We start from the raw sequence: 26,490 nt of genomic DNA, 5'->3' as shown, positions 1-26,490 counted from the left end.
TTAGGAAATTCCTAACTTTTTTGCTTAATTTGTGTTATAATAAATAAAAATTTTGAAAATAGAAAGTTTTCTGAAAATGAATAAATCCTATTTCTATCTTGATATGAAAACTCATGAGTTGGTGGTTCCTTACACCAAACAAAAGCGGCGCGTGCGAGTGCTGCTCCCTAAAAATTATGAACAAGATACTAAAAAGACCTATCCTGTCGTCTATTTTCATGATGGACAAAATGTCCTCTATAGCAAGGAGTCTTTCAGTGGGCATTCTTGGAAAGTGATTCCGACAATCAAGCGCAATCCTGATATTGAAAAAATGATAGTCGTAGCAATTGACAATGATGGACCACGACGGATGGATGAGTATTCCGCTTGGAAGTTTCAGGAGTCCAATATTCCTGGTGTCCAGTTTGGCGGCAAGGGCACAGAGTACGCAGAGTTTGTCATGGATGTCGTCAAAACTTTTATCGACGAAACCTATCGGACTAAGGCTGACCGCCAGCATACAGCTATGATTGGTTCTTCATTGGGGGGCAATATTACCCAATTTATCGGCATTGAATATCAGGATCAGGTCGGCTGTCTAGGTGTTTTTTCATCGGCCAACTGGCTCCACCAAGAAGCTTTTGACCGCTACATAGAGCGTCAGAAGTTACATCCAGACCAGCGAGTTTTCATCTATGTTGGAACAGAGGAAGCTGATGATACAGATAAGACTCTCATGGCAGGCAATATCAAGCAAGCCTATATTGATTCTTCGCTCAGTTATTACCGTCAGCTGATTGCTGCTGGTGTGGTGCTGGACAATCTGCACATCAAAATCCAATCTGGAGCGATTCACAATGAAGTGGACTGGGCGGAAAATCTACCTGACTGTTTCCGCTTTATCAGTGAAAAGTGGTAGGAAAAGAAGCTAAAAGGAGAAAACAAATGCATGTAGAATTTTTAAGTCATTGGAGCGGTCATTTGAACCGTGAAATGTATGTCAATCGTTACGGTCATGCTGGCATTCCAGTGGTAGTATTTGCCTCGTCAGGCGGTTCTCACAATGAATATGCTGATTTCGGCATGATTGAAGCCTGCTCTTGGTTCATCGAGACAGGGAAGGTGCAATTTTTTACCTTGAGCAGTGTGGATAGCGAAAGCTGGCTGGCGAACTGGAAACATCCCCATGACCGCGCTGAGATGCACCGTGCTTATGAGCGTTATGTTATTGAAGAGGCGATTCCTTTTATCAAACACAAGACAGGCTGGTTTGACCCAATGATGACGACAGGCTGCTCTATGGGCGCTTATCATGCTGTCAATTTCTTCTTCCAACATCCAGATGTTTTCAATAAAGTAATCGCCCTCAGTGGTGTCTATGATGCACGTTTCTTTGTCGGTGACAATTTGAACGACGAAGTGATTTATCAAAACTCTCCAGCAGACTATATCTGGAATCAAAATGATGGTTGGTTTATTGACCGTTATCGACAGGCTGATATTATCGTTTGTACCGGTTTGGGCGACTGGGAGCAGGATGGGCTTCCTTCATTTTACACACTGAAAGAAGCCTGCGAACACAAAAATATCCCAGCCTGGTTTGCTGAATGGGGACATGATGTGTCTCATGATTGGATTTGGTGGCGCAAGCAGATGCCTTATTTCTTGAGCCAGTTAAATCTCTAAAATGTTAAGTAGAAAGGAAGTCTTACTATGAATTATATTGTTATTTCACCTTATTATCCAGAAAATTTCCAGCAGTTTACGATTGAGCTGGCTAACAAGGGTATTACAGTGCTTGGTATCGGACAGGAACCCTATGAGCAATTGGGCCCAGGTCTCCAGAACGCTTTGACAGAGTATTTCCGTGTTGACAATTTGGAAAATCTGGATGAAGTTAAACGTGCGGTAGCCTTCCTTTTCTATAAACATGGACCGATTGACCGCATTGAGTCACACAATGAATACTGGCTGGAGCAAGATGCCCAGTTGCGGGAACAATTTAACGTTTTTGGAGCCAAACCGAATGACCTGAAAAAGACCAAATTCAAGTCTGAAATGAAGAAACTCTTCCAGAAAGCTGGTGTGCCAGTCGTTCCAGGTCAGGTTGTTAAAAAACTATCGGATGTAGATCAGGCTGTCAAAAAAATCGGCCTTCCTCTGATTGCCAAGCCAGATAATGGAGTGGGAGCAGCAGCCACGTTTAAAATTGAAACAGCTGCAGATGTCGAGCATTTTAAAGAAGAATGGGATCAGGAGACTGTCTATTTCTTTGAAAAATTTGTGACTTCTAGTGAGATCTGCACATTTGATGGACTGATTGATTCCGAGGGGAATATTGTATTTTCAACCACTTTTGACTACGCCTACACACCGCTAGACCTCATGCTTTATAAAATGGATAATTCTTACTATGTCCTCAAGGAGATGGATCTAAAACTTCGTGCTTATGGAGAAGCTATCGTCCAAGCATTTGGCATGAAAGAGCGCTTTTTCCATATCGAATTTTTCCGCAAAGACGATGATTACATAGCTATCGAATACAATAATCGTCCAGCAGGTGGTTTTACCATCGATGTTTATAATTACGCTCACTCAATCGATCTCTATCGTGGATACGCGAATATTGTTGCGGGGGAACCTTTCCCCGAATCAGACATGGAGCCATTATTCTGCTTGGCAACATCTCGTCGCGCAAGCTCACATTATGCCTATTCAGAGGCGGAGTTGCTAGAGAAATATCGTGATAACTTTAAAGTCAAAAAAGATATGCCAGCGGCTTTCGCAGAGTTGCAAGGTGATTACCTCTACATGCTGACCACCCCAAGTCGGGAGCAGATGGAAGAGATGATTGCGGACTTTGGAAAGAAAGAAGAATAATTTTTTATAGTAAATAGCTTCCTTACAGCGATGAACATCCAGTCAGCATTTATAATAGTGTTGCGGAAATAGAATGAGAATCTAGTTTTGAATCTATTGAACTATTCAAAAAATCTAAGAATGATAGTTTGTGAAATATTTATTTTTGTTTTATCAATCAGCGTATCTATGCGATATGCTGATTTTTATTTGTGAAAAAATTTGAGCAAAAACTTTGACAGTGCTTTCAATATTCGCTAGAATAGAAGAGAAATAAATAATGCTTATACCCTGTATCATTCGGAATGATAGGACAGTTAAACTCTCAGGATATTCATAATATCCTAGTACAACTTAAATAGTTGCAGCTGCCCGTACACTCGATTGAATGGGGTTTTAGAAAGGCAAAGAAATGGCAACCTTAGATAAATCTCTCTTATTAGAGATGTTTCGTAAGATGGAAGAAATCCGTCGTATGGACTTAAAAATTGCACAACTTGTAAAAAAAGGGAAAGTTCCAGGCATGACTCACTTTTCAGTGGGTGAGGAAGCGGCCAACGTTGGTGCAATGTTAGCTTTGAATCCGGATGATTTAATCACTTCTAATCACCGTGGACATGGTCAAGCCATTGCCAAGGGCATTGACCTAAATGGTATGATGGCCGAGATCCTTGGTAAGTACAATGGTACTTGTAAAGGGAAAGGCGGCTCTATGCATATTGCCGATCTGGACGCTGGAAACCTTGGTGCTAATGGTATCGTAGGTGGCGGTATGGGGATTGCTGTCGGTGCGGCTCTTACTCAGCAAATGCAGAAGACAGGCAAGATTGTTGTCTGCTTCTTTGGTGACGGTGCGACCAACGAAGGTGTTTTCCACGAAGCAGTGAACATGGCTTCTATCTGGAATCTGCCAGTTATTTTCTACTGCATCAATAATGGCTATGGAATTTCTGCTGACATTAAGAAAATGACCAATGTAGAACATATCCATCAACGTAGCGCCGCATATGGTATTCCAGGCATGTTCATCGAAGACGGAAATAATGTTCTGGATGTCTATGAAGGCTTCCAAAAGGCTGTCGAGCACGTTCGTAGTGGTAAAGGACCAGTCTTGATCGAAAGTATCACTTATCGCTGGCTTGGTCACTCATCATCTGACCCTGGTAAATATCGTACTCGTGAAGAAGTGGAATTGTGGAAACAAAAAGACCCAATCGAAAATCTTCGCAACTACTTGCTAGAAAATGACATTGCAAGCGAGGAGGAGCTAGAAGCTATTCAAGCTAGTGTCAAAGAAGCGGTAGAAGCATCTGTCAAGTTTGCAGAAGAAAGCCCATTCCCACCGCTTGAATCTGCTTTTGAAGATATTTACGCAGACTAAAGAGAGGAGAAAAAAGAAAATGGAAACTAAAACAATGTCATTTCGTGACACCATTATCCTCGCTATGTCTGAGGAAATGCGTCGCGATGAAAATGTACTCTTGATGGGAGAGGATGTCGGAGTTTTCGGTGGAGATTTCGGAACATCTGTTGGTATGCTGGAAGAATTTGGACCTGAGCGTGTACGCGACTGTCCGATTTCAGAAGCAGCGATTTCTGGAGCAGCAGCAGGAGCAGCCATGACAGGACTTCGCCCGATTGTTGATATGACCTTCATGGACTTTGCTGTGATTGCCATGGATAATATCGTCAACCAAGCGGCTAAAACGCGTTATATGTTTGGTGGTAAAGGACAAGTTCCAATGACCATTCGTTGTGCAGCTGGTAATGGAGTAGGTTCTGCAGCGCAGCACTCACAATCTCTAGAGTCTTGGTTTACGCATATCCCTGGACTTAAGGTTGTGGCACCAGGTACACCTGCGGATATGAAAGGACTGCTCAAGTCTTCTATCCGCGATAACAACCCTGTTATCATTCTTGAGTACAAGTCAGAATTTAACCAAAAAGGGGAAGTGCCAGTCGATCCTGAGTATGTTATTCCGCTTGGCGTTGGCGAAATCAAAAAAGAAGGTACTGATGTAACAGTTGTTACCTACGGAAAAATGCTGCGCCGTGTCATGCAGGCAGCTGAAGAATTGGCAGAAGAAGGTATCTCTGTAGAAGTCGTTGACCCACGTACATTGGTACCGCTTGATAAGGATATTATCATCAATTCTGTTAAGAAGACTGGTAAAGTCGTTCTGGTCAATGACGCCCACAAAACTAGCGGTTTCATTGGTGAAATTTCAGCAATTATTGCTGAATCTGAAGCTTTTGATTATCTAGATGCGCCAATCCGCCGTTGTGCTGGAGAAGATGTACCAATGCCATATGCACAAAACTTGGAAAATGCAATGATTCCGACTGTTGAAAGCATCAAAGACGCTATTCGGAAGACATATCATAAAGAATAAGGTATAATAAAGAAAAGGCTTTCTCATGGATTAGATTACATAGATTATTTTATGTAATCTAATCTTGTGTAGAGGTCCTAATAAGTACTTTTAATATTTATATTTAGTGTGGGCTAAGAGCTCAGAAAAAAGATAATTTACCTTGGTTTCATCGAAGCCAGTGTCGATTTCCTATTTTTCAATCGCTTTTAATGCCTTTTGTATCATGTAATTGAATTCGGACGGAGGTCTGCGAAAAAAAGATAGATTTCCTTGTGTTCATCGAACACATCGTCAATCTCCTATTTTTTCCTTGCCCTCTTCGTCCTTAATATCTTAGTATAGAATTGGAGAGGTCATGGCTGATGATAAGCTAAGAGCGACTCCTGCGGCTAGAAAGTTAGCGGATGATCTAGGGATCAACCTCTACGACGTTTCTGGCTCAGGTGCAAACGGTCGTGTCCACAAAGAAGACGTGGAAACTTATAAAGACACAAACGTGGTTCGCATTTCGCCACTTGCAAAACGAATTGCTCTCGAACATAACATTGCTTGGCAGGAAATCCAAGGAACAGGTCATCGTGGTAAGATTATGAAGAAGGATGTTTTGGCCTTGCTTCCTGAAAATATCGAAAACGATACCATCAAGTCTCCTGCTCAGATCGAAAAAGTGGAAGAAGTTCCAGACAATATCACTCCTTATGGTGAGACTGAGCGTATTCCAATGACACCAATGCGTAAGGTTATCGCCCAACGTATGGTTGAATCTTACTTAACTGCGCCAACCTTCACGCTCAACTACGATGTCGATATGTCAGAAATGTTGGCGCTTCGTAAGAAGGTTCTTGAGCCAATCATGGAAGCAACTGGTAAGAAAATTACGGTTACTGACTTGCTTTCTCTCGCTGTTGTTAAGACACTGATGAAGCACCCATACATCAACGCTTCATTGACCGAAGATGGCAAGACCATTATCACTCACAACTATGTCAACCTTGCTATGGCTGTGGGAATGGATAATGGCTTGATGACACCTGTTGTTTACAATGCTGAAAAAATGAGCTTGTCAGAGTTGGTTGTAGCCTTTAAAGATGTGATTGGACGTACCTTGGATGGCAAATTGTCTCCAAATGAACTACAAAACTCAACCTTCACAATTAGTAACTTGGGAATGTTTGGCGTTCAGTCCTTTGGTCCTATTATTAACCAACCAAACTCAGCTATCCTCGGGGTTAGCTCAACAGTTGAGAAACCTGTAGTTGTCAATGGTGAGATTGTCATTCGCCCTATCATGAGCCTAGGATTAACCATTGACCACCGTGTTGTAGATGGTATGGCTGGTGCTAAGTTTATGAAAGACTTGAAAGCCTTAATTGAGAACCCAATCTCAATGTTGGTTTAAAAATACAGTATTTATTTTTAGAGATATAGATAAAGGAAGTAAGACATGGCCTTAGAAGTAATTATGCCAAAAGCCGGCGTGGATATGACAGAAGGACAAATCGTCCAATGGAATAAAAAAGTCGGAGAATTTGTAAAAGAAGGAGAAATCCTTTTGGAAATCATGACTGACAAAGTCAGCATGGAATTGGAAGCCGAAGAAGATGGATACTTGATTGCCATCCTCAAAGGAGATGGTGAAACTGTCCCTGTAACGGAAGTTATCGGTTACCTTGGAGAAGAAGGGGAAAATATCCCAACAGCTGGAGCGGCTGCGCCAGAAGCTAGCTCAGCGCCTGCAGTTAGTACTTCAAACGACGACGGTAAGAGTGATGATGCCTTTGATATCGTTGTGATTGGTGGTGGTCCTGCTGGTTATGTGGCAGCCATTAAAGCAGCCCAACTCGGTGGTAAGGTTGCCCTTGTTGAGAAATCAGAACTCGGTGGAACGTGCTTGAACCGTGGATGTATCCCAACTAAGACCTACCTTCACAACGCTGAAATCATCGAAAACATCGGTCATGCAGCAAACCGTGGTATCTTGATCGAAAATCCTAACTTCACTGTAGATATGGACAAACTCCTTGAAACCAAGTCTAAGGTTGTAAACACCTTGGTAGGTGGTGTTGCTGGTCTCCTTCGTAGTTACGGAGTTACTGTACATAAGGGTGTTGGTACTATTACTAAAGACAAGAATGTCTTGGTAAATGGTTCAGAATTGCTTGAAACCAAGAAAATCATCCTTGCTGGTGGTTCAAAAGTCAGCAAGATCAACGTTCCTGGTATGGAATCATCACTCGTGATGACAAGTGATGACATTCTTGAAATGAAAGAAGTGCCAGAAAGCCTCGTTATCATAGGCGGTGGAGTTGTCGGTATCGAACTTGGTCAAGCCTTTATGACATTTGGTTCAAAAGTGACCGTTATCGAAATGATGGATCGTATTGTACCAGCTATGGATGCGGAAGTATCTAAGAACCTTCGCTTGATTCTTGAGCGTAAAGGAATGACCATCTTGACAGGTACAAAACTGCAAGAAATCATCGAGGAAAATGGTCAACTTCGTATCAAGGTTGAAGGAAAAGACGATATCATCGCAAATAAAGCCCTTCTTTCAATCGGTCGTGTTCCAGACCTTGAAGGAATTGGCGATGTTGAGTTTGAATTGGATCGTGGACGTATCAAGGTCAATGAATACATGGAAACTTCAGTTCCAGGTATCTACGCACCAGGTGACATCAACGGTACTAAGATGTTGGCGCACGCAGCCTTCCGTATGGGGGAAGTTGCCGCTGAAAATGCCCTTAAAGGAAATCATGCTGTTGCCAAATTGAACTTGACTCCAGCAGCTATCTACACTCTTCCTGAAGTAGCAGCAGTAGGTTTGACAGAAGAACAAGCTCGTGAAAAATACGATGTAGCCATCGGTAAATTCAACTTTGCTGCTAACGGTCGTGCCATTGCATCGGATGCTGCTCAAGGTTTTGTTAAAGTTATCGCTGATAAGAAGTACGGAGAAATCCTTGGTGTTCACATCATTGGTCCTGCAGCTGCAGAATTGATCAACGAAGCATCAAGCATCATCGAAATGGAAATCACTGTTGAAGAAATGCTCAAGACTATCCACGGACACCCTACATATTCTGAAGTGATGTACGAAGCGTTTGCGGATGTTTTGGGAATGGCTATCCACTCACCTAAGAAAAAATAAAGGATGTCTCGTCAATGAAATATATCATTAACAATAGCAATGATACTGCCTTTAATATCGCTCTCGAGGAGTATGCTTTTAAGCATCTCCTTGATGAGGATCAAATTTTCCTGCTCTGGATCAATAAGCCATCAATTATTGTCGGGCGCCATCAAAACACCATCCAAGAAATCAACCGCGACTATGTACGGGAACATGGTATCGAAGTTGTGCGCCGCATTAGCGGTGGTGGAGCTGTCTACCACGATCTTAACAATCTCAACTACACGATTATTTCTAAAGAAGATGAGAATAAAGCCTTTGATTTCAAATCTTTCTCAACGCCAGTAATCAATACCTTGGCTCAACTTGGTGTAAAGGCTGAATTCACTGGCCGCAACGACTTGGAAATTGATGGCAAGAAATTCTGTGGCAATGCCCAAGCTTACATCAATGGCCGTATCATGCACCATGGCTGTCTGCTCTTTGATGTGGATTTGTCAGTCTTGGCCAATGCTCTTAAAGTTTCTAAGGATAAGTTTGAATCCAAGGGAGTTCAATCTGTCCGTGCTCGTGTAACCAATATTGTGGACGAGCTGCCAGAGAAAATCACTGTTGAAGAGTTTAAAGATCTTCTCCTGGCTTATATGAAAAAAGAGTACCCTGAGATGACAGAATACGTCTTCTCAGAAGAAGAATTGGCGGAAATCAATCGTATCAAGGATACTAAATTTGGTACTTGGGACTGGAACTACGGCAAATCACCTGAATTTAACATCCGTCGTGGAACAAAATTCCCTAGTGGTAAGGTCGAAGTTTTTGCCAATGTTATCGAGTCTAAAATCCAAGACATCAAGATTTATGGTGACTTCTTTGGTATCGAAGACGTCGCAGCAGTAGAAGATGTCCTTCGCGGTGTTCGCTATGAACGTGAGGATGTCCTCAAAGCACTGGAAACAATAGATATTACCCGCTACTTTGCTGGTATCAGTCGTGAAGAAATCGCTGAAGCAGTAGTAGGATAAAATCATAAGAGAGTGGGACAGAAATCGGTAATTCGTTAGAATTCGATTTCGTCGTCCCACCTCCGCACAGTTGAGTAGGGCTGTAAAAGCTGATGAAATCAGCCTAGTAGAGCCCACTCAACCACTGCGTCTTGCTCGACAATCCAAAGACAATTGAGAGGCTAGGACTTTTGTCCCAGCCTCGTAAAGGGTTATTTAGACTTGATATAGTTGATACCGTCTGCTTTCGGAGCAACAGCTTTACCAAAGAAGGCTGCAAGAACCACAATCGTCAAGACATATGGCGCAATCTGCAGGTAAACTGTTGGTACTTTTGAAAGAAGAGGCAATTGGTTTCCGATAACGGCCAAACTTTGAGAAGCTCCAAAGAAGAGACTTGCCAACATAGCACCGATAGGACTCCATTTACCAAAAATCATAGCTGCCAAGGCGATAAATCCTGGACCTATGATAGTTGTCACAGCAAAGTTAACGGAGATTGACTGAGCATAGATAGCTCCACCAATACCACCAAGCAGACCAGAAATCATAACACCGCAATAGCGCATGAGGTAAACATTGATTCCCAGTGTATCTGCTGCCTGCGGATGTTCTCCAACTGAGCGAAGGCGCAATCCAAATTTTGTCTTAAACATGATAAACCAAGCAAGGAAAGAGAAGGCGATGGCCAAATATCCCATCAGACTTGTATGTTTGAAGAATATATCTCCTATAACTGGGATATCAGACAAAATAGGAAAATTAAATTTACCAAATGAACGCTGAATGTTGTCTGTTTGCCCCTTGTTGTAGATAGCTTTTACAAGAAAGACTGCCAAGGCTGGTGCTAGCAAGTTTAGAACCGTACCACTGACAACGTGGTCTGCACGGAAATTAATGGTTGCTACAGCATGGATAAGGGAGAAGAGCACTCCGACTAAACCTGCAGCAATCAAGGAAAGCCACGGAGTCAAGCTGCCAAAACTACTTTCGAAAGTCAGGTTAAAGAGAACGCCTGTAAATGCTCCCATTACCATGATCCCTTCCAAGCCGACATTGACAACTCCGGCATGCTCCGAATAAGCTCCACCGATACTTGTAAAAATCAGGGGAGCCGCATAAATCAGCATAGATGATACTAATAAACCTAATATCGTTACAATACTCATCCTAGTTTCCCCCTTTCACTTTACTGGCTTCTTGCTTACGGTTTTTAAATAATTCAAAGACTGTCTTACCAGTCAGACGCTCAATCAGGTAATGGGCGCTGACAAAGAAGATAATCGAAGCTGTCACGATATTGACTAATTCTGTCGGAATCTGAGCCACGTTCATACCTGGAGCACCAACACTTAGAACTGCAAAGAGGAAAGCCGCAAAAAGGATACCAACTGGAGAGTTTGCTGCTAAAAGACTAACTGCCATACCATTGAAACCAACGCTCAATGAACTTCCTTGTACAAAGACATTCTGATAAGTACCTAGTCCTTCTACTACTCCTCCAAGTCCTGCAAGGGCTCCAGAAATAATCATAGACAAAATAATGGTCCGTTTAGAGGACATCCCTGCGTATTCAGCTGCATTTGGGTTAAGACCAACAGCACGGATCTCAAAGCCAAGCGTTGTTTTCTTCAGCATATACCAGATCAGCACAACTGCAATCAAAGCAAAGAAAATACCAATATTCATACGAGAGTTAGCTGTCAAACTTCTCAGCCATTCTGTTTGATAAATAGCATTGGCACCAACACGCTTACTAGAGTCAACACTCTGCATCACAGATTTTGGAAAGCTGCGGATAAAAGCATTTCCAACGAAGAGGACGATATAGTTCATCATAATCGTAACGATGACTTCACTTGTTCCTAAATAGGCACGCAGAACCCCTGGAATAGCACCAATAATCCCACCAGCTACTGCTGCAATCACTACAGTTGCTAGCAACATCAGTGGGCGGGGTAGGTCAGGGAAGGAAAGGGCAAACCAACCAGCCAAAATCCAACCAGCCAAGGCTTGGCCCGGAAGTCCGACATTGAAAAATCCAGCCCGACTAGCAACGGCAAAACCCAGACCAATGAGAACTAGAGGTCCCATCGCCCGAGAAATTTCACCCAAACTTCTCAAAGAACCGAATGCCGTTTTAAAGAGGGATTCATATCCCCAGATGGCATCATAGCCAAAGATAGCCATGACAATCGCTCCCAATAAAATTCCTAAAAGAACTGAGATTAAGGGAACTGCGATCTGCTGTGTTTTCTTAGACATTTGAATCTCCCTTCTAAATCTTACCACCAGCCATAAGAATACCAAGTTCTTGCTTATTAGTCTTCTCTGGAGTCACAATTCCTTGAATCTTGCCATCATGGATAACGGCAATTCTGTCAGAAAGATTGAGTATTTCATCTAGCTCAAAGCTGACAACAAGAACTGCCTTACCTTGAGTACGCTCCTCAATCAAGCGTTTATGGATATACTCAATTGCTCCGACATCAAGACCGCGGGTTGGCTGACTGACAATCAGCAAGTCTGGATCACGATCCACTTCCCGAGCAATGATAGCCTTCTGCTGGTTTCCTCCTGAGAGGGCTGAAGCAGGTACATACTCGCTAGCTGCCCGCACATCAAACTCTTTCATCAGATTGCACGCGTAAGAGTAAATATTATTGTAATTCAAGATGCCGTTTTTGCTGAGTGGCTCCTTGTAATAAGTCTGCAAAGCAATATTTTCAGAAATGGACATCTGCAGCACCAACCCATCACGATGGCGATCTTCAGGAACGTGGCTGACCTTCATCTCTGTAATCTGACGTGGTTTCTTACCAAGCACGGACTGATTCTTGATCAAAATATCGCCCGAGCTTGCTTTTCTAAGTCCTGTGATAGCTTGAATCAACTCAGTCTGACCATTTCCGTCAATTCCTGCAATCCCAACAATCTCACCAGCACGAACATCCAGTGAAAGTCCTTTAACAGCTGGAACGCCGCGATTTTCTTCAACGACAAGATTCTTGATTGAAAGAACTGTTTCTTGCGGATTAGAAGGTTTCTTCTCAGTCTTGAAGGAAACAGCCCGTCCCACCATCATTTCCGCCAAGTCTTGGTTGGTTGCACCAGCAATTTCAACGGTTTCAATCGATTTTCCTCGACGAATAACGGTCACTCGGTCAGAAACTGCACGAATCTCATCCAACTTATGGGTAATAAGAATGATGGACTTACCTTCCTTGACTAAGTTTTTCATGATTTTCATCAATTCATCAATCTCAGATGGTGTCAAAACAGCTGTTGGTTCGTCAAAGATTAGGATATCTGCACCACGGTAAAGGGTCTTCAGAATTTCAACCCGTTGTTGTGCTCCTACGGAAATGTCTTCAATCTTGGCAGATGGATCAACCGACAAACCATATTTCTTAGACAAACGCTTAATTTCTTGCGTAGCGCGTTTCAAGTCTAAGATACCATTTTTTGTAATCTCACTTCCAAGAATAATATTTTCAGCAACAGTGAAGGCTTCCACAAGCATAAAGTGCTGATGCACCATCCCGATACCAAGTGAGGCCGCCTTTGATGGAGAGTCCAGCTTAACTGGCTTTCCGTTTACTACAATCTCACCACTAGTCGGCTCAAGTAGGCCGGCCAACATATTCATCAAGGTTGACTTCCCGGCACCATTTTCTCCTAAAAGAGCGTGAATTTCACCTTTTCGGAGTTCCAAATTGATTTTATCATTGGCCACAAATTCACCAAAAATCTTGGTAATTTCTCGCATTTCAATGACATTTTCATGTGTCATGGCTCTTTCCTTTCCAGAATTTCATTTTATGTCGATATAACCTCCTCGGACTCCTATCCTAGTAGGCTTAACCGATGCAAAGGCGTCAGAATTTAAAAATGAGCGACCCTAGTAGGTCGGATCGCTCAACATTCAATTATTTATCAGGAACTGTAATGCTACCGTCAAGGATTTTAGCTTTCGCTTCTTCAACAGCTTTTTTAACATCTTCAGAAAGGTTGGTTGTTGTCAAATCAACACCACCGTCTTTCAAACCAAAGGTTGTAGTTTTACCACCTGGGAATTTACCTTTAGCAGTTTGGTTAGCAATGTCTTGGACAGTCTTACCAACTTGTTTCAAGCTTGATGCCAAAACAAAGTTAGATTCTTTACCATCTTTAGATTTGTATTTACCTTCTTCAGTTTGGTCACGGTCAACACCAAGTACCCAAACTTTTTCATTTTCATTTCTTGTTTCGTTGATTGACTTAGCTTCGTTAAATACTCCAGCACCAGTACCACCAGCTACTTGGTAAACAACATCCGCACCGCCAGCATAGTGAGCAGCAGCAATTGTTTTACCTTTAGCTGCATCGCCGAATGAACCAGCATAGTCCACTTTAACCTTGATAGATGGGTCAACTGATTTCACACCAGCCTCGAAACCTTTTTCAAAACGTGTGATAACTGCGCTTTCTATACCACCTATGAAACCAACTTGTTTTGTCTTAGTCGTTTTTGCAGCTGCAACACCAGCAAGGTAAGCTGCTTCATTATCTGCAAAGACTGCTGAAGCAACATTCTTTTGACCTTCAATCACATCGTCAATAATAACGTAGTTAATACTTGAATTATCTTTAGCAGCAGATGCAACGGCATCACGAAGGGCAAAACCGATACCAAATACTAAGTTGTAACCATCCGTAGCAGCTTGGTTTAGGTTGTTCGCGTATTGTGACTCGTCTGTTGATTGGAAGTAAGTATAGCCGTTATCTTTTGAAAGGCCATTTTCTTTCCCCCAAGCTTGCAAACCTTCCCATGCAGATTGGTTAAATGATTTATCATCAACACCACCTGTATCGGTTACGATAGCAGCTTTTAAATCAGTTTTAGCGTTAGAGCTATCTGATTTAGACGCACGATTCCCACATGCAGCAAGTCCGATTGCTGCGACAGACACTAGACCAAGACCTAGCCATTGTTTCTTGTTCATTTCTGAACCTCCTATATAAGATGTGCAACTTAGTTGCAAGTTTAATTTTGGTCAGTTGACCAGCAACAGACTCAAGTTAAGTCTGTAAAAGAGTATGGAAGTAACTCCTTGACCGTCATCACGACCGTCGATTTATCTTTAGCGACCAAAGTCACTGGTAAATCCTGATTAAAAAACTCTGCCATTACTTGGCGGCAGGCACCACACGGAGAGATCGGTTTTTCCGTTTCTCCGTAAACAATTAATTCCTCAAAGTCTAAAAAGCCTTCAGAAACAGCTTTAAAAATGGCTGTTCGCTCTGCACAATTGGTCAAGCCAAAACTAGCATTTTCAACATTGACACCTGTGAAAACTTGTCCATTTTTAGTTACTAAAACGGCTCCGACAGGGAAATGAGAGTATGGAACATAGGCATTCTTCGTAGTTTCTACAACTAAGTCAATCAAATTAGTAGTCGCCATTAGCCACGTCTCCCTCCATAATCGCTACACCAGAGGAAGCTCCAATGCGAGTCGCACCAGCTTTGATAAAGGCAAGTGCATCTTCGTAAGAACGGGCACCGCCAGAAGCCTTGACTCCCATATCTGGCCCAACTGTCTTACGCATCAAAGCTACATCCGCAACGGTTGCACCACCAGTTGAGAAACCAGTGGATGTCTTGACAAAATCCGCACCAGCTTTCTGAGCAATTTGACAAGCTTTCACTTTCTCATCATCTGTCAAGAGGCAGGTCTCAATAATGACCTTGACCAAGGTTCCTTTGGCAGCTTCCACAACAGCTCGAATGTCTCTTTCAACTAAGTCAAAGTTTCGAGACTTTAGAGCACCGATATTGATGACCATGTCGATTTCATTCGCTCCGTTTTGGATGGCATCACTCGTTTCAAAAGCCTTGAGCTCCGGAGTATTTGCTCCCAGAGGAAAACCAATGACCGTACAGACTTTAACATCTGTAGCTTTTAGTGCTTGCGCAGCAAAACTTACCCAAGTCGGATTGACACAGACGCTCGCAAAGTCGTATTTCTTTGCTTCCTCAATTAAGGTTTCAATCTGCTCCTGACTTGCATCAGGTTTCAAAAGCGTATGGTCAATGTATTTGTTTAATTTCATGTTGGATTCTCCTAGAATTAAGCGATTACTTCGACAATCTCGCTTACTGCAACGCTTTCACTACCTATTCTAACATTTTTTTGGAATTCTGTAACTAGTTCTTGAGAAATTTTTTCATTTGCGTAAATTTTTGCGACAATTTCCCCAATTTCGACTGTTTCACCAACCTTCTTTTCAAACACGATTCCAGTTTCATAATCTAGTTCGTCAGATTTGACTGCTCGTCCTGCTCCTAATCTCATCGCAAACAAGCCAAATTCCATAGCTGGAAGCTCTGTGATATAACCAGATTGCTCTGCTCTCACTTCAGCCACATAAGCCGCTTGGGATGGTCGATACAAGTCCTCTAGATCTCCACCTTGAGCCGCGATCATCTCTTCAAATTTTTTCAAAGCTGATCCATTTGTCAGATGCTCTCTAATTTCAGAGACTGACTTCTCAACATTTGCCAAATCAAGCATAATCCGAGCGAGCTCGCAGATGAACTCCGTAATATCTCCGCGTCCTTGTCCTTGAAGGATTTCCAGTGCTTCCAAGATTTCCAAACGATTGCCAATGCTAGTTCCTAAAGGTTGGCTCATATCGGTAATAACTGCAACTGTTCTGCGTCCGACAGCCTTACCTAAATCTACCATGGTACGGGCTAGGACACGGGCATCCTCTAGATTTTTCATAAAAGCACCTTCACCGACGGTCACATCCAGCAAGATGCTGTCTGCACCAGCGGCGATTTTCTTGCTCATAACTGAACTGGCGATCAAAGGAATGGTATCAACTGTAGCGGTCACATCACGTAGAGCATAGAGAAGCTTGTCTGCCTTAACTAGCTGGTCTGACTGACCAATGACGGATACACCAATCTCCTGAACCTGCTGGATGAAATCTTCCTGATTGCGCTCTACCTGATAACCCTTGACAGACTCGAGCTTGTCTATGGTACCGCCCGTGTGGCCTAAGCCTCGACCGCTCATCTTAGCAACGGGTACTCCAAAGCTAGCAACTAGAGGAGCCAAGATTAAGGTAACCTTATCTCCCACTCCACCAGTCGAATGCTTGTCGACCTTAATCCCTGAAATGGCTGACAGGTCAAACTGCTGGCCTGTACCTACCATGGCCATGGTCAAATAAGAAATTTCCCGAGTAGTCATCCCTTTAAAGTAAACAGCCATAGCAAAGGCTGACATCTGGTAATCTGGTACTGTTCCAGCTACATAGCCCTCAATCAGCCATTCAATCTCTTGACTGGACAACTCTAGTCCATCTCGTTTCTTTTGAATAATATCAACTGCCCGCATTTTTACTTCACACTCCTTAGGATATAATAACCTTTGTCCTTCTTGAGAGTCTCGCAGTTGCCAAATACTTCTTCCATCTTGGCTTTAGCACTAGGAGCTCCTTGTTTCTTTTGGATGACAATCGTCAAATCCCCATCCGCTAGCAAGTGATCATAGCTACCTGAAATAACCTCGTGCACCACCTGCTTACCAGCCCGAATCGGTGGATTGCTGATAATATGATGGAATTGTCCGGTCACCTGTTCGTAAACATTGGACTGGAAAATATCCGCAGATACTTGGTTCGCATCTGCATTTTTTCTAGCCAAGTCTAACGCTCGCTGATTGATATCCACGAGAGTGACTTCTAGCTCTTGCGCTTTAGCCAGGGTCAAGCCCAGCGTCCCATAACCGCAGCCGACATCCAGCAGCGTTTCTTTTTTGTTAAATTCCAAGGCAGACAACAAAACTCGACTGCCATAGTCGATCATTTTTTTGCTAAAGACACCAGCATCTGTTAAAAAGGTCATCTGTTGTCCTAATAGTTCCACTTTTAATTCATGAATGTCATGTTTGGCATCCGGATTTTCTGCAAAATACATTTTAGTCATAAAACCATTTTATCATAAATTTTCTAGATTTGTAAATCGTTTTCATTTCTCCAAAAGTATGTTATACTAAAATCCATCATATAGGAGTAACTTATGACTAACGAATTTCTTCACTTTGAAAAAATCAACCGCCAAACTTGGCAAAATCTGCATCGAAAGAAAAATCCACCGCTCACTGAGTCCGAGCTCAATTCTATCAAGAGTTTCAATGACAAAATCAGTCTACAGGATGTGACAGATGTTTATCTGCCTCTGACAAATCTCATTCAGATTTATAAACGTTCCAAAGAAGATCTCGCCTTTTCAAAAGGTATTTTTCTACAAAAGGAAAGCAAAAGGCAGCCCTTTATTATCGGAGTATCTGGCAGTGTTGCCGTTGGAAAATCAACGATTAGCCGCCTATTACAAATCCTCCTGTCACGGACTTTTACAAATGCCACCGTTGAATTAGTGACGACAGATGGCTTTCTCTATCCTAATCAAACTCTGATTGAAACGGGGATTTTAAATCGCAAAGGCTTCCCTGAAAGCTATAATATGGAACTCTTGCTGGACTTTTTAGACCGCATTAAAAATGGTCAAAACTATGAAATTCCCGTCTACTCGCACGAAATTTATGATATTGTTCCAAATGAAAAGCAGGAAATTAAGGCAGCTGACTTTGTCATCGTGGAAGGTATCAATGTTTTCCAAAATCCGCAAAATGAACGCCTTTACATGACTGACTTTTTCGACTTCTCTATCTATGTAGATGCCGAAGTCGAAAATATCGAGTCTTGGTACCTCGATCGTTTTAAAAAATTACTGGCACTAGCCAAGCATGACACGGACAACTACTACCATCGCTTTACAACCCAGCCCGAAGAAGAAGTCATGGCGCTGGCCCATAATATCTGGGAAACAATCAATCTGGTGAACCTATTAGACTATATTGAGCCAACTCGTAATAGGGCCGAAGTGATTTTGCATAAGGCTAAAAATCATGAAATTGACGAAATCTATCTAAAAAAATAATTTAGGCTTGTCAAATCACAACTTTTCATATATAATTAGATAGTTAGTATTTTCAATGGAGGTGAATAACTTGGCAAACATTAAGTCAGCTATCAAACGCGCTGAATTGAACGTTAAACAAAACGAAAAAAACTCAGCTCAAAAATCAACTATGCGTACTGCAATCAAAGCATTTGAAGCAAACCCGTCTGAAGAACTTTTCCGTGCTGCTAGCTCAGCTATCGATAAAGCAGAAACTAAAGGTTTGATCCACAAAAACAAAGCAAGCCGCGATAAAGCACGTCTTTCAGCTAAACTTGCTAAATAATGCATCGCGCATACAAAGGAGCTCCACGGAGCTTTTTTTGTTGCTCACTGTAATTAGGAGAATGTATATGAAGATTGCTATCATCGGCTACTCCGGATCTGGCAAGTCAACCTTAGCCCAGCAGTTAGGCCACTTCCACCATATTTCCGTGCTTCATCTGGACACGATTCGGTTTGAAGAAAACTGGCAGACTCGTAGTCAAGACCAAGTCAAGGCTGATTTAGCGGATTTCCTCAAGCGAGAACAATCCTGGGTCATCGATGGCAACTACTCCTTCGCCTGCTTTGAGGAAAGGATGGCTCAGGCTGATCAGATTATCTTTATGAACTTTTCTCGCTGGAACTGCCTCTATCGCGCCTTTAAACGCTATCTAAAATATCGAAATCAAGTACGAGAGAGTATGGCATCTGGCTGTACTGAAAGACTGGATTGGGAATTCATTCGCTGGATCCTTTGGGATGGCAGGACAAGAGAGACTAAAAATCTCTATCAAAAGGTTCGTCAGACCTATCCTGAGAAATTTATCGAATTGCAGAATCAAAAGCAATTATCAGACTATGTAAAAGCTTCACTTAGCTAAAAACTAAGTGAAGCCTTTTCTTATTCTTCTTTTACAAAAACTAATTCTTTATCATTCGAAAGGTCTGCTCGATAGGTAAAACCTGCAAAAGTGAGCTGTTTGATTTGCTCAAGAGTATCGACCTGGGCTTCCATCAAAGCAGTCAAAAACTGCCCACGCGCTTTTTTAGAAATAGTAGAATGACTTTTAAGTTTGCCAGATTTTTCTTCTAAAAACTTGAACCGAAGCATCTTCTCTCTGATCGATTTTTCAAAAACATCCTCAAATTCACTGGACAAGAGAGAAAGCAGCATATCTTCATCCGCTACCGTTTTTGTATAATCTTCCCGCCAAAATGTTTTCAGCGTTTGACCATTGGGCTTTAGTCCCACCAAAAAGTCCAGCCGGTGAGGAGCAATCGAACTAAGGGCAGGAATGACCCCATATAGACTAGACGTTAACAGCAAATGCTCTTGAATGTAGGAGCTTTCCTCTTGTGTCCAATCTTTTCGCTTGATATTGCGATACATGAGCCCGTCAAATAAGTGCAAGGCTGGATAAGTCTCCGCTTCATTCTTGCTCAGATTTTCAATTCGCTGGTATTCTATTTCAGCCATCTGCGGACTGATTTTGTATAATTTTTCCAGCTCTTTGGCTGAGTGTTTTAATAGCTCTTCTATTATGATTTTGCTTTTCGGCGTCAACTGGGAACGCCCTAGCGAGCTCTGATTTTCATTCATTTCTTTGGCAGTCGGAATTAAAATCTTCATATTTTCCCTTTCTTATATCGGATTCAGAGGCCATTTTCCTGTTTTCCTTACTCATGATTATAGCAAATTTTGGACTAATTGGATTTATTCTTGACTTTAATTTTCAAAAATGATATTATCTAGTTATCGAAACTAGATATTAGAAAGTTTGAAATTTGGAAACGAAAAATCTGTTCCCGAGATGGGATGAATTACCTGTTCTTGACCTGTATCTGGACCAAGTCCTGCTCTACGTCAACAAGGTCTGTACGCCAGCTTTTACTGCATCCGACAAAGGCTTGACGGCATCCATGATCAATAATTATGTCAAGCATGCCTACCTTGAAAAACCTCTAAAGAAAAAATACAATCGGCAGCAAGTTGCCCGCTTGATTGCCATTACAAGCTTGAAAACTGTTTTTTCTATTCAAGATATTGCTGCTACTTTAGATATGCTCAATGCTGAGACCCAGTCTGAAGAGCTCTACAATGATTTTGTGGATTATATGAACGGACGGAAGCTTGAAGTGACTCCGATCATTGCCAGTGCTTGTCAGACCTTAAAACTCTACCAGCAGACCCTTGCTTTTATCCAAGTACCCGAAAAGGAGGCCGATAACGATGAACTACGCGCTTAAACTCAGTAAACAACTCTCTTTTGGAGAGGAAATTGCCAATGCTGTTACCCATGCCGTCGGAGCTGTTTTGATGCTGATTCTCCTTCCGATTTCTGCTGTTTACAGCTATGAAGAGCATGGCATGGTTTCTGCTGTTGGCACTTCTATCTTTGTCATAAGCCTTTTCCTCATGTTTCTCTCTTCTACCATTTACCACTCTATGTCCTATGGCTCTACCCACAAATACATCCTACGGATTATTGACCACTCCATGATTTATATCGCTATCGCGGGCAGCTATACGCCAGTCGTCCTTTCACTCATGAATGACTGGCGGGGCTATCTGATTATCGCGATTCAGTGGGGCACGACCATCTTTGGCATTCTCTACAAAATCTTTGCCAAAAAGGTCAATGAGAAATTTAGTCTGGCCCTCTATCTAATTATGGGTTGGCTGGTTATCTTTATCATCCCGCAAATTATCGGACAAACTGGACCAGTGTTTTGGGGACTCATGCTAGCAGGCGGTCTTTGCTACACAGTCGGCGCTGGTTTTTATGCCAAAAAGAAGCCCTACTTCCACATGATTTGGCACCTCTTCATCCTAGCCGCTTCTGCTCTCCAATACCTAGCAATTGTCTATTTCATGTAAAACTGCTTTTCAAAGCAGTTTTTTTCTATAGCATAATGCAGCTCTTCAACCAAGCCTACAGCAGATCTACACTAAGACCTCTCAAACGCAGCAACTTTGAAAATAATATAAATTTAAGCTTTCTCCGCTAAGATAAAGATAGAAAAGATGATCTCTGGCATTTAAATCTGCCAGTTATGGAAGGGAAATGAATGACTATTTTATCAAAAATCCGCCCATCACAGCCTCTGAAAGAACTGAAATGGTTCGATATTCTTGTGATTACTCTGCTCATGTTTGGTCAGTTCATCTACACATCAACCGAACTTTATCTAGCTAGCTTTGCAACAACAGCGACGACAGCAGCAACTGAAACAGTCAGCAATACAGCTAGCGAAGGCGCAGCATTCTCAAGCAATTTCAATCTTCAGCTCCTGATGCTGGTCTTGACCATTCTTTACCTATTGTTTCGGCGCTTTGACTTTAAGCAGCTTCCCATCCGTCTGAGCTGGTCGGTTCTCCTCTGGACTCCTCTTATTTTTGTAGTGGTAGGGCTCTTTGGTGACATTGTGACGACACTGAGTGGCGAGTATAATTACTTTGATCCAACTCTCTGGTCCTATATAGATTTGCTAGAAATCTTCCGGAAATTTGCTGATCTGACACCAATGGCCATCCTCTACGGACTGCTCAATGGCTTCTATGAAGAATTCTTCTTTCTGGGTCTTATAACCTCGGTCAAGGATAAGTATAAGTGGTGGGCGCTGGCCTACTCTACTATCATTCGGATTTCTTTCCATACTTACCAAGGAATGCTCTGGGCCTTGGTTATCGGAGTGGTCTATGGACTCTTCTACTATTTCCTTTACAAGTACAAGGTTAAGAACCTCCTGCCTTTCTTTCTCATGCACGCCTTGGCGGATATGTTTGGCTCCAGCTTGATGTATGTACTGATTAACTGGCGTTCTTAAAAGGATAAAGATCAGCTGACATACAGTTTATGTCAGAAAAATATAAAATAATAGCAACTAAAAAGCTTAGAAGTAGGTAATCAAATCACCGTGCTGCTAAGCTTTTTATTATGGTCAATTAGCAATTGAAACTAGCAATCTCACTATCAAGTTTTTTCATATAGTAGCGATAGGTCAGATAAGAAACAAGTCCACAAATCAAAATCAGCAGAACAGAAAGGAGATAGAGAACCGTGAGAGATAGGTAGTATGAAATCGCATAGAGAACGCCAATCACGATCATCACTCCAATGGTAAAGGCTAGTGCCAATAGGGTCTTACCCATACTGTTATCTCGACTCATCAGCTCGTTGACATTGGACCAGTTGGTCACCAAATGTTTATAATCCCGATGATAACCCCAAGCGCTCCAAGCTAGACTGGCCATAAACCAAACCAGCAGCATAACCAGAAAAGTCACCAGATGAACATGGAAGATAAGACTGGTCACCAAAAGAAGAATCACTGGTAAAATGGACTGAATGGCAAAGAGATACCAAAATTTGAGACGAACATATTTTCTGAGCTCAAAAGGCAAAACCTTCAGATAATCAAAATTTTCCCTCTCCAAGGATAAACCAATAGAGGTCAGATTATTCCCACCCGAATTGAGGGTGGCGATAAACATAGATAGGAAGCTAAGCGGAAGTAAAAATCGTGGAATCAAGAACGGGCTAACATCTAGATCTGCTTTGACTGCCCCCATGGCCATACTAAAAATGATGATGTAAGGAATCAGTGCTGACATGAAGAGAGCCTGCAAGATGACCGAACCTTCACTCAGCAGCCGAATGTGATAGCGCCAGACGAACTTCTTGAAATTCTTGGCCTCGTCCATATTGATATCGTGCACCCGCTCACGTTTGCCACTTGCTGCACCTGTCATCAAGGCTGCCTCATAAAATTCTGGTATAACCTTGAACTTAACCACCAAAAAGAGTAGAACCCCCACGGCAAGCCAAGCTAGAATTCCTAAAATTGCAGACAAGCTGAGAGGATTGATGATAAAGTCGTAAAAGGCTACAACTGGCGGGAAATAAGGTGTAACCATTGTATTGCTGGCAATACTGCGACTGTTCATCTGATTGATAAAGATATAGAGACCTACCGAGCCTAGGGAAACCAGCCCTAGAATCACATTGGATAGAATAGTCTTATACTTTCTAAAGAAAGCTGTCTTGGTGATAAAATGCACCAAAATCAAAATGACAAAAGTTATAACCGAGCTTAAAATTCCAATCGAAATCAAGGCCATAGGCAAGCCGACTAAGGGATTTCCGCCTTGAAGAGCTAGCACGATGAAATAGCTATACATGGGCAGAATTGCAATCAAGAGGGTCAGGACAACAGAGATGCTCTTTCCGACAATGATTTCTGATTCACTAAAGGCATAGGGCCGATAGGATTGCAAGTCCTTGCTTTCATAAAAGACATTATAGAAAACCAGGAAGCCCTGCGACATAGAAAATACAGCAAATATGGAGACCATATTGGCAAAAAGACCCGGATTGCCCACCATGTGATTGAAGGCACTCATGATACCAAAGAAGAATAGGTAGACCAACCCCAAAATCAAGTACATTCGAATAGCCTGCAGAGAGACATTGACCTTGACCTCTGGATTTTTTTCCTGCTTCTTGCGGTATTGCTGCAACTGAGATGCTTGAATCGCATAGAGAATATTGATATCAACTAATTTTTTAATCGCTTTAAGGCGCATCTGAACTCACCTCTTCTCTGCGGCCAGCCAGACCTAGATAGATGGTCTCGAGGGACTGGTCTGGATGCTGGGCTTTCAGGTCTTCAACCGTTCCGTAGAATATCAGCTCTCCTTTTTTGAGAATGGCAATCTTATCGCATAGCTGCTCAGCTACTTCTAACACGTGGGTTGAAAACAAAACTGTATTTCCCTTGTTAGCATGCTCACGCATCATCTGTTTAAGATCAAAAGCTGCCTGAGGATCCAAGCCCGTCAAAGGCTCATCCAAAACCCAGATATCTGGATCGGACAAAAGGGCACCAATGACAAAGACCTTCTGCCGCATACCGTGTGAAAACGACTCAATTACTTCATAGCGATGGCTAGAAAAGTCAAAGATAGCCAGCAACTCACCCAAACGAGCCTCTACTTCTGCCGTGGTCATATCGTAGGAAGTCGCCACCAGCTCCCAAAATTCATTAGCTGTCAGGCGCAAGAAAAGGTCAGGAGAATCAGCGACATAGCCAATTTTTTTCTTGATTTCTAGGCGATTACTGGATAGCTCTTTGCCGTCCACAAAAATTTGTCCCTGGGTCGGATTGATGACGCTGACCAAGGATTTAATGGTCGTTGACTTACCCGCTCCATTGTGACCGATCAGACCAACAATCTCACCGCTTTCCAAGGTCAGATTCAGGTGGTTAAGCGCCAGCTTGCCATCATAGTCTTTTGTAACATCTCTAAATTCAATCATAAGAATCTCCTTTGCTATGTTTTGAGGTTATTATACTATCCTAAAAGTCATTTGTCTAGAAACTAGCGAAAAAGTTCGGATTTTGCTTTAAAACAAGGAAGAACCATCCTTTAAACCTTGAAAGATTGAGCATTCTCCAGCAGATAGAGCAAGAAATTAGGAATGGTTTCCAGCATATCCTGCTCATAGACACGCTCGGTCAGCTTATGCAAGTCCTTGCCCCATGGACCTAGATTGATGCCGGGGATATGATTGGCTGCAATTTCTGGGAAATCTAGATGATAGAGATTCTCAGGTACAGGCATACTAGCAATCAGGTCTTGGTATTCAGCGGCAGGCTTCTCCAAGGCACAGTAACTAAGGTCACAAATTCCCATGAAAAAATCGTCCACTTGGAGCTGACAACCAGCTTCCTTGTCCAGATAATCCCGATAGAGTTGAACGACCTTATCAATCCTAATCGGACTGTCCGACAGACGACGACAATTCATGGATGGATAGTAAGGCGGCGCGATTGCTAGGACAACCAAAGCTTCCTTACGGTCGTAGAAATCTAACACTTTCTGGATATTTTGAATGCTGATTTCCTGATAGGAAGCGCCCTCTTGCATGGCTTGCTGGGCTTCTTCGTAAATCTGCTGCAAAGTGCTTTCAAAACCGATTTTTTCTTGGCATTCTTGCAGTAATTCCTGATAGGTCAACACGCGCGGTTTCGGTACAAACTTGCTTTCTTCATAAACCTTCTGCAACTGACAGTAGTTTTGATAAAAGTCCTCCACTGCTTCCTGACTGAGATTCTTTATGGTCGTTAGCAATTCACTTGGACTCTTTTCTAGATAAAGGACGCTGAAATAGCCAGCAGCACGCAGCACTGTTGATACATCGTAATTTTCCTTCAAATCGCGCAGATAAGACCAAGATGGCAGGGGCGAGCGTTCTCCGTAGGCCATGTCGGATAGAGCTGGATTAAGGTCAATTTTTTCACCAACCTTGGCCAGCAAGGACAGGGCATTGATCCCCTTGAGTGGCTCTTTCATGTGCGAAAGGATACCCTGAGTCACGACAACTGGCATCAACTTACCGACCGTTCCTATATGAAGCACCTTTTCCTCCGCTGACTGACTCTCAAAAGGCTCAGAATCCACAGCCAGAAGGTAATGAAGCTGGAAGCGCTCCTTCAATTCAGCAAGCAAGGCTGTTGCTGCCCGCATGCCTTGAGAATAGGACTCCTCATCTCCGACCGACAGATAGAGCAAATTGACCAGACCAGACTGTATCTGACTGTATCTTTCCACCACTCCTAGCTGCAAGGCCAGAGCCGCCTTCATGTCGCAAGAGCCCCGACCGAACTGCCATTTGTCCGAGGCAATATCTGCTAAAAGATCTGAATCTGAAGAAATGGAGGGCAATTTTTCTTTTAGAGCCTGATTATCAAAAGCCCAGTCTTTGAGACTACCAAAGTCCTCAATATCCACTGTATCATGATGATGAAAAAGAATCACGGTGTCAGCCGTATTTCGCTTGACCAGAGCCCAGTTAACACTGCGGTTATAAAAATCATTTGGAATCTGATAGCAGCCAAACAGTTCTGGATGCTCCTGAAAATAAGGAATCTCCCCTATCCGCTCCTGAAGAAAGGCTTCAATCTTCCGCTCAGAACTAGTATGGGTAAAACTTTCAATCGCTATACTTTGGTCAAAAATATCTTGAATATACTGTTTCATTCTTTCTACCTCTATATTGCTGGCATTGCTGACTTGCAAATCAAGTCCAGCTGAAAGACGATAAGGCAAAAGCAGCCAATCTTTACCTAGTCAGGAATG

The 26,490-nt window shown here is 42.5% G+C and carries 26 protein-coding genes; 14 read left to right on the top strand and 12 right to left on the bottom strand.

The features are described 5' to 3' along the window. Nucleotides 1-76 precede the first annotated feature (76 nt). The 8 genes from A0765_RS05915 to lplA all read left to right on the top strand — a co-directional run bounded on the left by A0765_RS05915 (nt 77) and on the right by lplA (nt 9,368). Nucleotides 77-901, top strand: coding sequence for an alpha/beta hydrolase (locus tag A0765_RS05915; RefSeq protein WP_062005264.1), 825 nt, complete (start codon nt 77-79; stop codon nt 899-901). 26 nt (nt 902-927) lie between these two features. Beyond that, nucleotides 928-1,668, top strand: a complete 741-nt coding sequence (locus tag A0765_RS05910) for an esterase family protein (protein WP_062005262.1) — start codon at nt 928-930, stop codon at nt 1,666-1,668. 27 nt (nt 1,669-1,695) lie between these two features. After that, the gene (locus A0765_RS05905) at nt 1,696-2,862 is read left to right on the top strand and encodes an ATP-grasp domain-containing protein (protein ID WP_062005260.1); all 1,167 of its coding nucleotides are present in this window, start codon (nt 1,696-1,698) and stop codon (nt 2,860-2,862) included. Nucleotides 2,863-3,253: 391 nt separating this feature from the next. Continuing rightward, nucleotides 3,254-4,222, top strand: coding sequence for a thiamine pyrophosphate-dependent dehydrogenase E1 component subunit alpha (locus A0765_RS05900; protein WP_062005258.1), 969 nt, complete (start codon nt 3,254-3,256; stop codon nt 4,220-4,222). 19 nt (nt 4,223-4,241) lie between these two features. Then, nucleotides 4,242-5,234 (top strand): alpha-ketoacid dehydrogenase subunit beta, encoded by a 993-nt coding sequence (locus tag A0765_RS05895; protein WP_048764424.1) that lies wholly within the window; start codon nt 4,242-4,244, stop codon nt 5,232-5,234. 337 nt (nt 5,235-5,571) lie between these two features. Continuing rightward, on the top strand, nt 5,572-6,615 hold the full coding sequence (locus A0765_RS05890; protein WP_062005256.1) for a dihydrolipoamide acetyltransferase: 1,044 nt from the start codon (nt 5,572-5,574) through the stop codon (nt 6,613-6,615). A 45-nt stretch (nt 6,616-6,660) separates the two neighbouring features. After that, complete coding sequence (gene lpdA, locus A0765_RS05885; protein WP_142325642.1) at nt 6,661-8,364, top strand: dihydrolipoyl dehydrogenase; 1,704 nt, start codon at nt 6,661-6,663, stop codon at nt 8,362-8,364. A 14-nt stretch (nt 8,365-8,378) separates the two neighbouring features. Beyond that, a complete protein-coding gene (gene lplA / locus A0765_RS05880; RefSeq protein ID WP_062005254.1) occupies nt 8,379-9,368 on the top strand; it encodes a lipoate--protein ligase in 990 nt (329 codons plus the stop codon). A 191-nt stretch (nt 9,369-9,559) separates the two neighbouring features. Here lplA and A0765_RS05875 read toward each other — a convergent pair whose 3' ends face one another. The 8 genes from A0765_RS05875 to A0765_RS05840 form a co-directional block, all read right to left on the bottom strand. After that, nucleotides 9,560-10,516 (bottom strand): ABC transporter permease, encoded by a 957-nt coding sequence (locus A0765_RS05875; protein ID WP_061911259.1) that lies wholly within the window; start codon nt 10,514-10,516, stop codon nt 9,560-9,562. Between the two features lies 1 nt (nt 10,517). Next, nucleotides 10,518-11,612, bottom strand: coding sequence for an ABC transporter permease (locus A0765_RS05870; RefSeq protein WP_062005252.1), 1,095 nt, complete (start codon nt 11,610-11,612; stop codon nt 10,518-10,520). Between the two features lie 13 nt (nt 11,613-11,625). Then, the gene (locus A0765_RS05865; protein WP_062005250.1) at nt 11,626-13,140 is read right to left on the bottom strand and encodes an ABC transporter ATP-binding protein; all 1,515 of its coding nucleotides are present in this window, start codon (nt 13,138-13,140) and stop codon (nt 11,626-11,628) included. Nucleotides 13,141-13,276: 136 nt separating this feature from the next. Next, the gene (locus A0765_RS05860; protein ID WP_062005248.1) at nt 13,277-14,332 is read right to left on the bottom strand and encodes a BMP family lipoprotein; all 1,056 of its coding nucleotides are present in this window, start codon (nt 14,330-14,332) and stop codon (nt 13,277-13,279) included. Nucleotides 14,333-14,403: 71 nt separating this feature from the next. Further along, on the bottom strand, nt 14,404-14,793 hold the full coding sequence (locus A0765_RS05855) for a cytidine deaminase (protein WP_062005246.1): 390 nt from the start codon (nt 14,791-14,793) through the stop codon (nt 14,404-14,406). Beyond that, entirely contained in the window at nt 14,780-15,442 is a 663-nt protein-coding gene (gene deoC / locus A0765_RS05850) for a deoxyribose-phosphate aldolase (RefSeq protein WP_062005244.1), read from the bottom strand. The genes A0765_RS05855 and deoC overlap by 14 nt, the downstream gene beginning before the upstream one ends. Nucleotides 15,443-15,459: 17 nt before the next feature. Then, a complete protein-coding gene (locus A0765_RS05845) occupies nt 15,460-16,737 on the bottom strand; it encodes a pyrimidine-nucleoside phosphorylase (RefSeq protein WP_062005242.1) in 1,278 nt (425 codons plus the stop codon). 2 nt (nt 16,738-16,739) lie between these two features. Beyond that, nucleotides 16,740-17,327 carry a class I SAM-dependent methyltransferase gene (locus A0765_RS05840; protein ID WP_061911246.1) on the bottom strand — a complete coding sequence of 196 codons (588 nt, stop codon included), beginning with the start codon at nt 17,325-17,327 and terminating at the stop codon, nt 16,740-16,742. A 93-nt stretch (nt 17,328-17,420) separates the two neighbouring features. Here A0765_RS05840 and coaA point away from each other — a divergent pair, with 93 nt between their 5' ends. From coaA to A0765_RS05825, 3 genes are all read left to right on the top strand, one after another. Then, on the top strand, nt 17,421-18,341 hold the full coding sequence (gene coaA, locus A0765_RS05835; RefSeq protein WP_062005240.1) for a type I pantothenate kinase: 921 nt from the start codon (nt 17,421-17,423) through the stop codon (nt 18,339-18,341). 70 nt (nt 18,342-18,411) lie between these two features. Further along, nucleotides 18,412-18,648, top strand: a complete 237-nt coding sequence (rpsT, locus tag A0765_RS05830) for a 30S ribosomal protein S20 (RefSeq protein ID WP_062005238.1) — start codon at nt 18,412-18,414, stop codon at nt 18,646-18,648. Nucleotides 18,649-18,715: 67 nt separating this feature from the next. Next, nucleotides 18,716-19,228, top strand: a complete 513-nt coding sequence (locus A0765_RS05825) for a DNA topology modulation protein (protein WP_062005235.1) — start codon at nt 18,716-18,718, stop codon at nt 19,226-19,228. A 20-nt stretch (nt 19,229-19,248) separates the two neighbouring features. Here A0765_RS05825 and yaaA read toward each other — a convergent pair whose 3' ends face one another. Beyond that, nucleotides 19,249-19,977, bottom strand: a complete 729-nt coding sequence (gene yaaA, locus A0765_RS05820) for a peroxide stress protein YaaA (protein ID WP_062005234.1) — start codon at nt 19,975-19,977, stop codon at nt 19,249-19,251. 155 nt (nt 19,978-20,132) lie between these two features. On the opposite strand from yaaA, the gene A0765_RS05815 reads away from it, so the two are divergent. The 3 genes from A0765_RS05815 (at nt 20,133) to A0765_RS05805 (ending at nt 22,175) form a co-directional block, all read left to right on the top strand. Continuing rightward, nucleotides 20,133-20,594, top strand: a complete 462-nt coding sequence (locus A0765_RS05815; protein ID WP_179856147.1) for a DUF1836 domain-containing protein — start codon at nt 20,133-20,135, stop codon at nt 20,592-20,594. After that, entirely contained in the window at nt 20,578-21,225 is a 648-nt protein-coding gene (trhA, locus tag A0765_RS05810; RefSeq protein ID WP_062005232.1) for a PAQR family membrane homeostasis protein TrhA, read from the top strand. The genes A0765_RS05815 and trhA overlap by 17 nt, the downstream gene beginning before the upstream one ends. A 191-nt stretch (nt 21,226-21,416) precedes the next feature. Then, nucleotides 21,417-22,175, top strand: a complete 759-nt coding sequence (locus A0765_RS05805) for a CPBP family intramembrane glutamic endopeptidase (RefSeq protein WP_062005230.1) — start codon at nt 21,417-21,419, stop codon at nt 22,173-22,175. A gap of 118 nt (nt 22,176-22,293) precedes the next feature. On the opposite strand, the gene A0765_RS05800 is transcribed toward A0765_RS05805, so the two are convergent. From A0765_RS05800 to A0765_RS05790, 3 genes are all read right to left on the bottom strand, one after another. Next, on the bottom strand, nt 22,294-23,934 hold the full coding sequence (locus tag A0765_RS05800) for a hypothetical protein (RefSeq protein ID WP_062005227.1): 1,641 nt from the start codon (nt 23,932-23,934) through the stop codon (nt 22,294-22,296). Further along, nucleotides 23,924-24,667: an ABC transporter ATP-binding protein gene (locus tag A0765_RS05795; RefSeq protein WP_062005225.1), complete on the bottom strand. Its 744-nt coding sequence runs from the start codon at nt 24,665-24,667 to the stop codon at nt 23,924-23,926. The genes A0765_RS05800 and A0765_RS05795 overlap by 11 nt, the downstream gene beginning before the upstream one ends. Before the next feature lie 110 nt (nt 24,668-24,777). Next, on the bottom strand, nt 24,778-26,391 hold the full coding sequence (locus A0765_RS05790; RefSeq protein ID WP_062005392.1) for a M20/M25/M40 family metallo-hydrolase: 1,614 nt from the start codon (nt 26,389-26,391) through the stop codon (nt 24,778-24,780). Nucleotides 26,392-26,490: the final 99 nt, after the last annotated feature.

This window comes from Streptococcus cristatus (assembly GCF_001588905.1).
Taxonomy (GTDB): domain Bacteria; phylum Bacillota; class Bacilli; order Lactobacillales; family Streptococcaceae; genus Streptococcus; species Streptococcus cristatus_N.
This window is presented reverse-complemented; position numbering and strand designations above follow the sequence as displayed.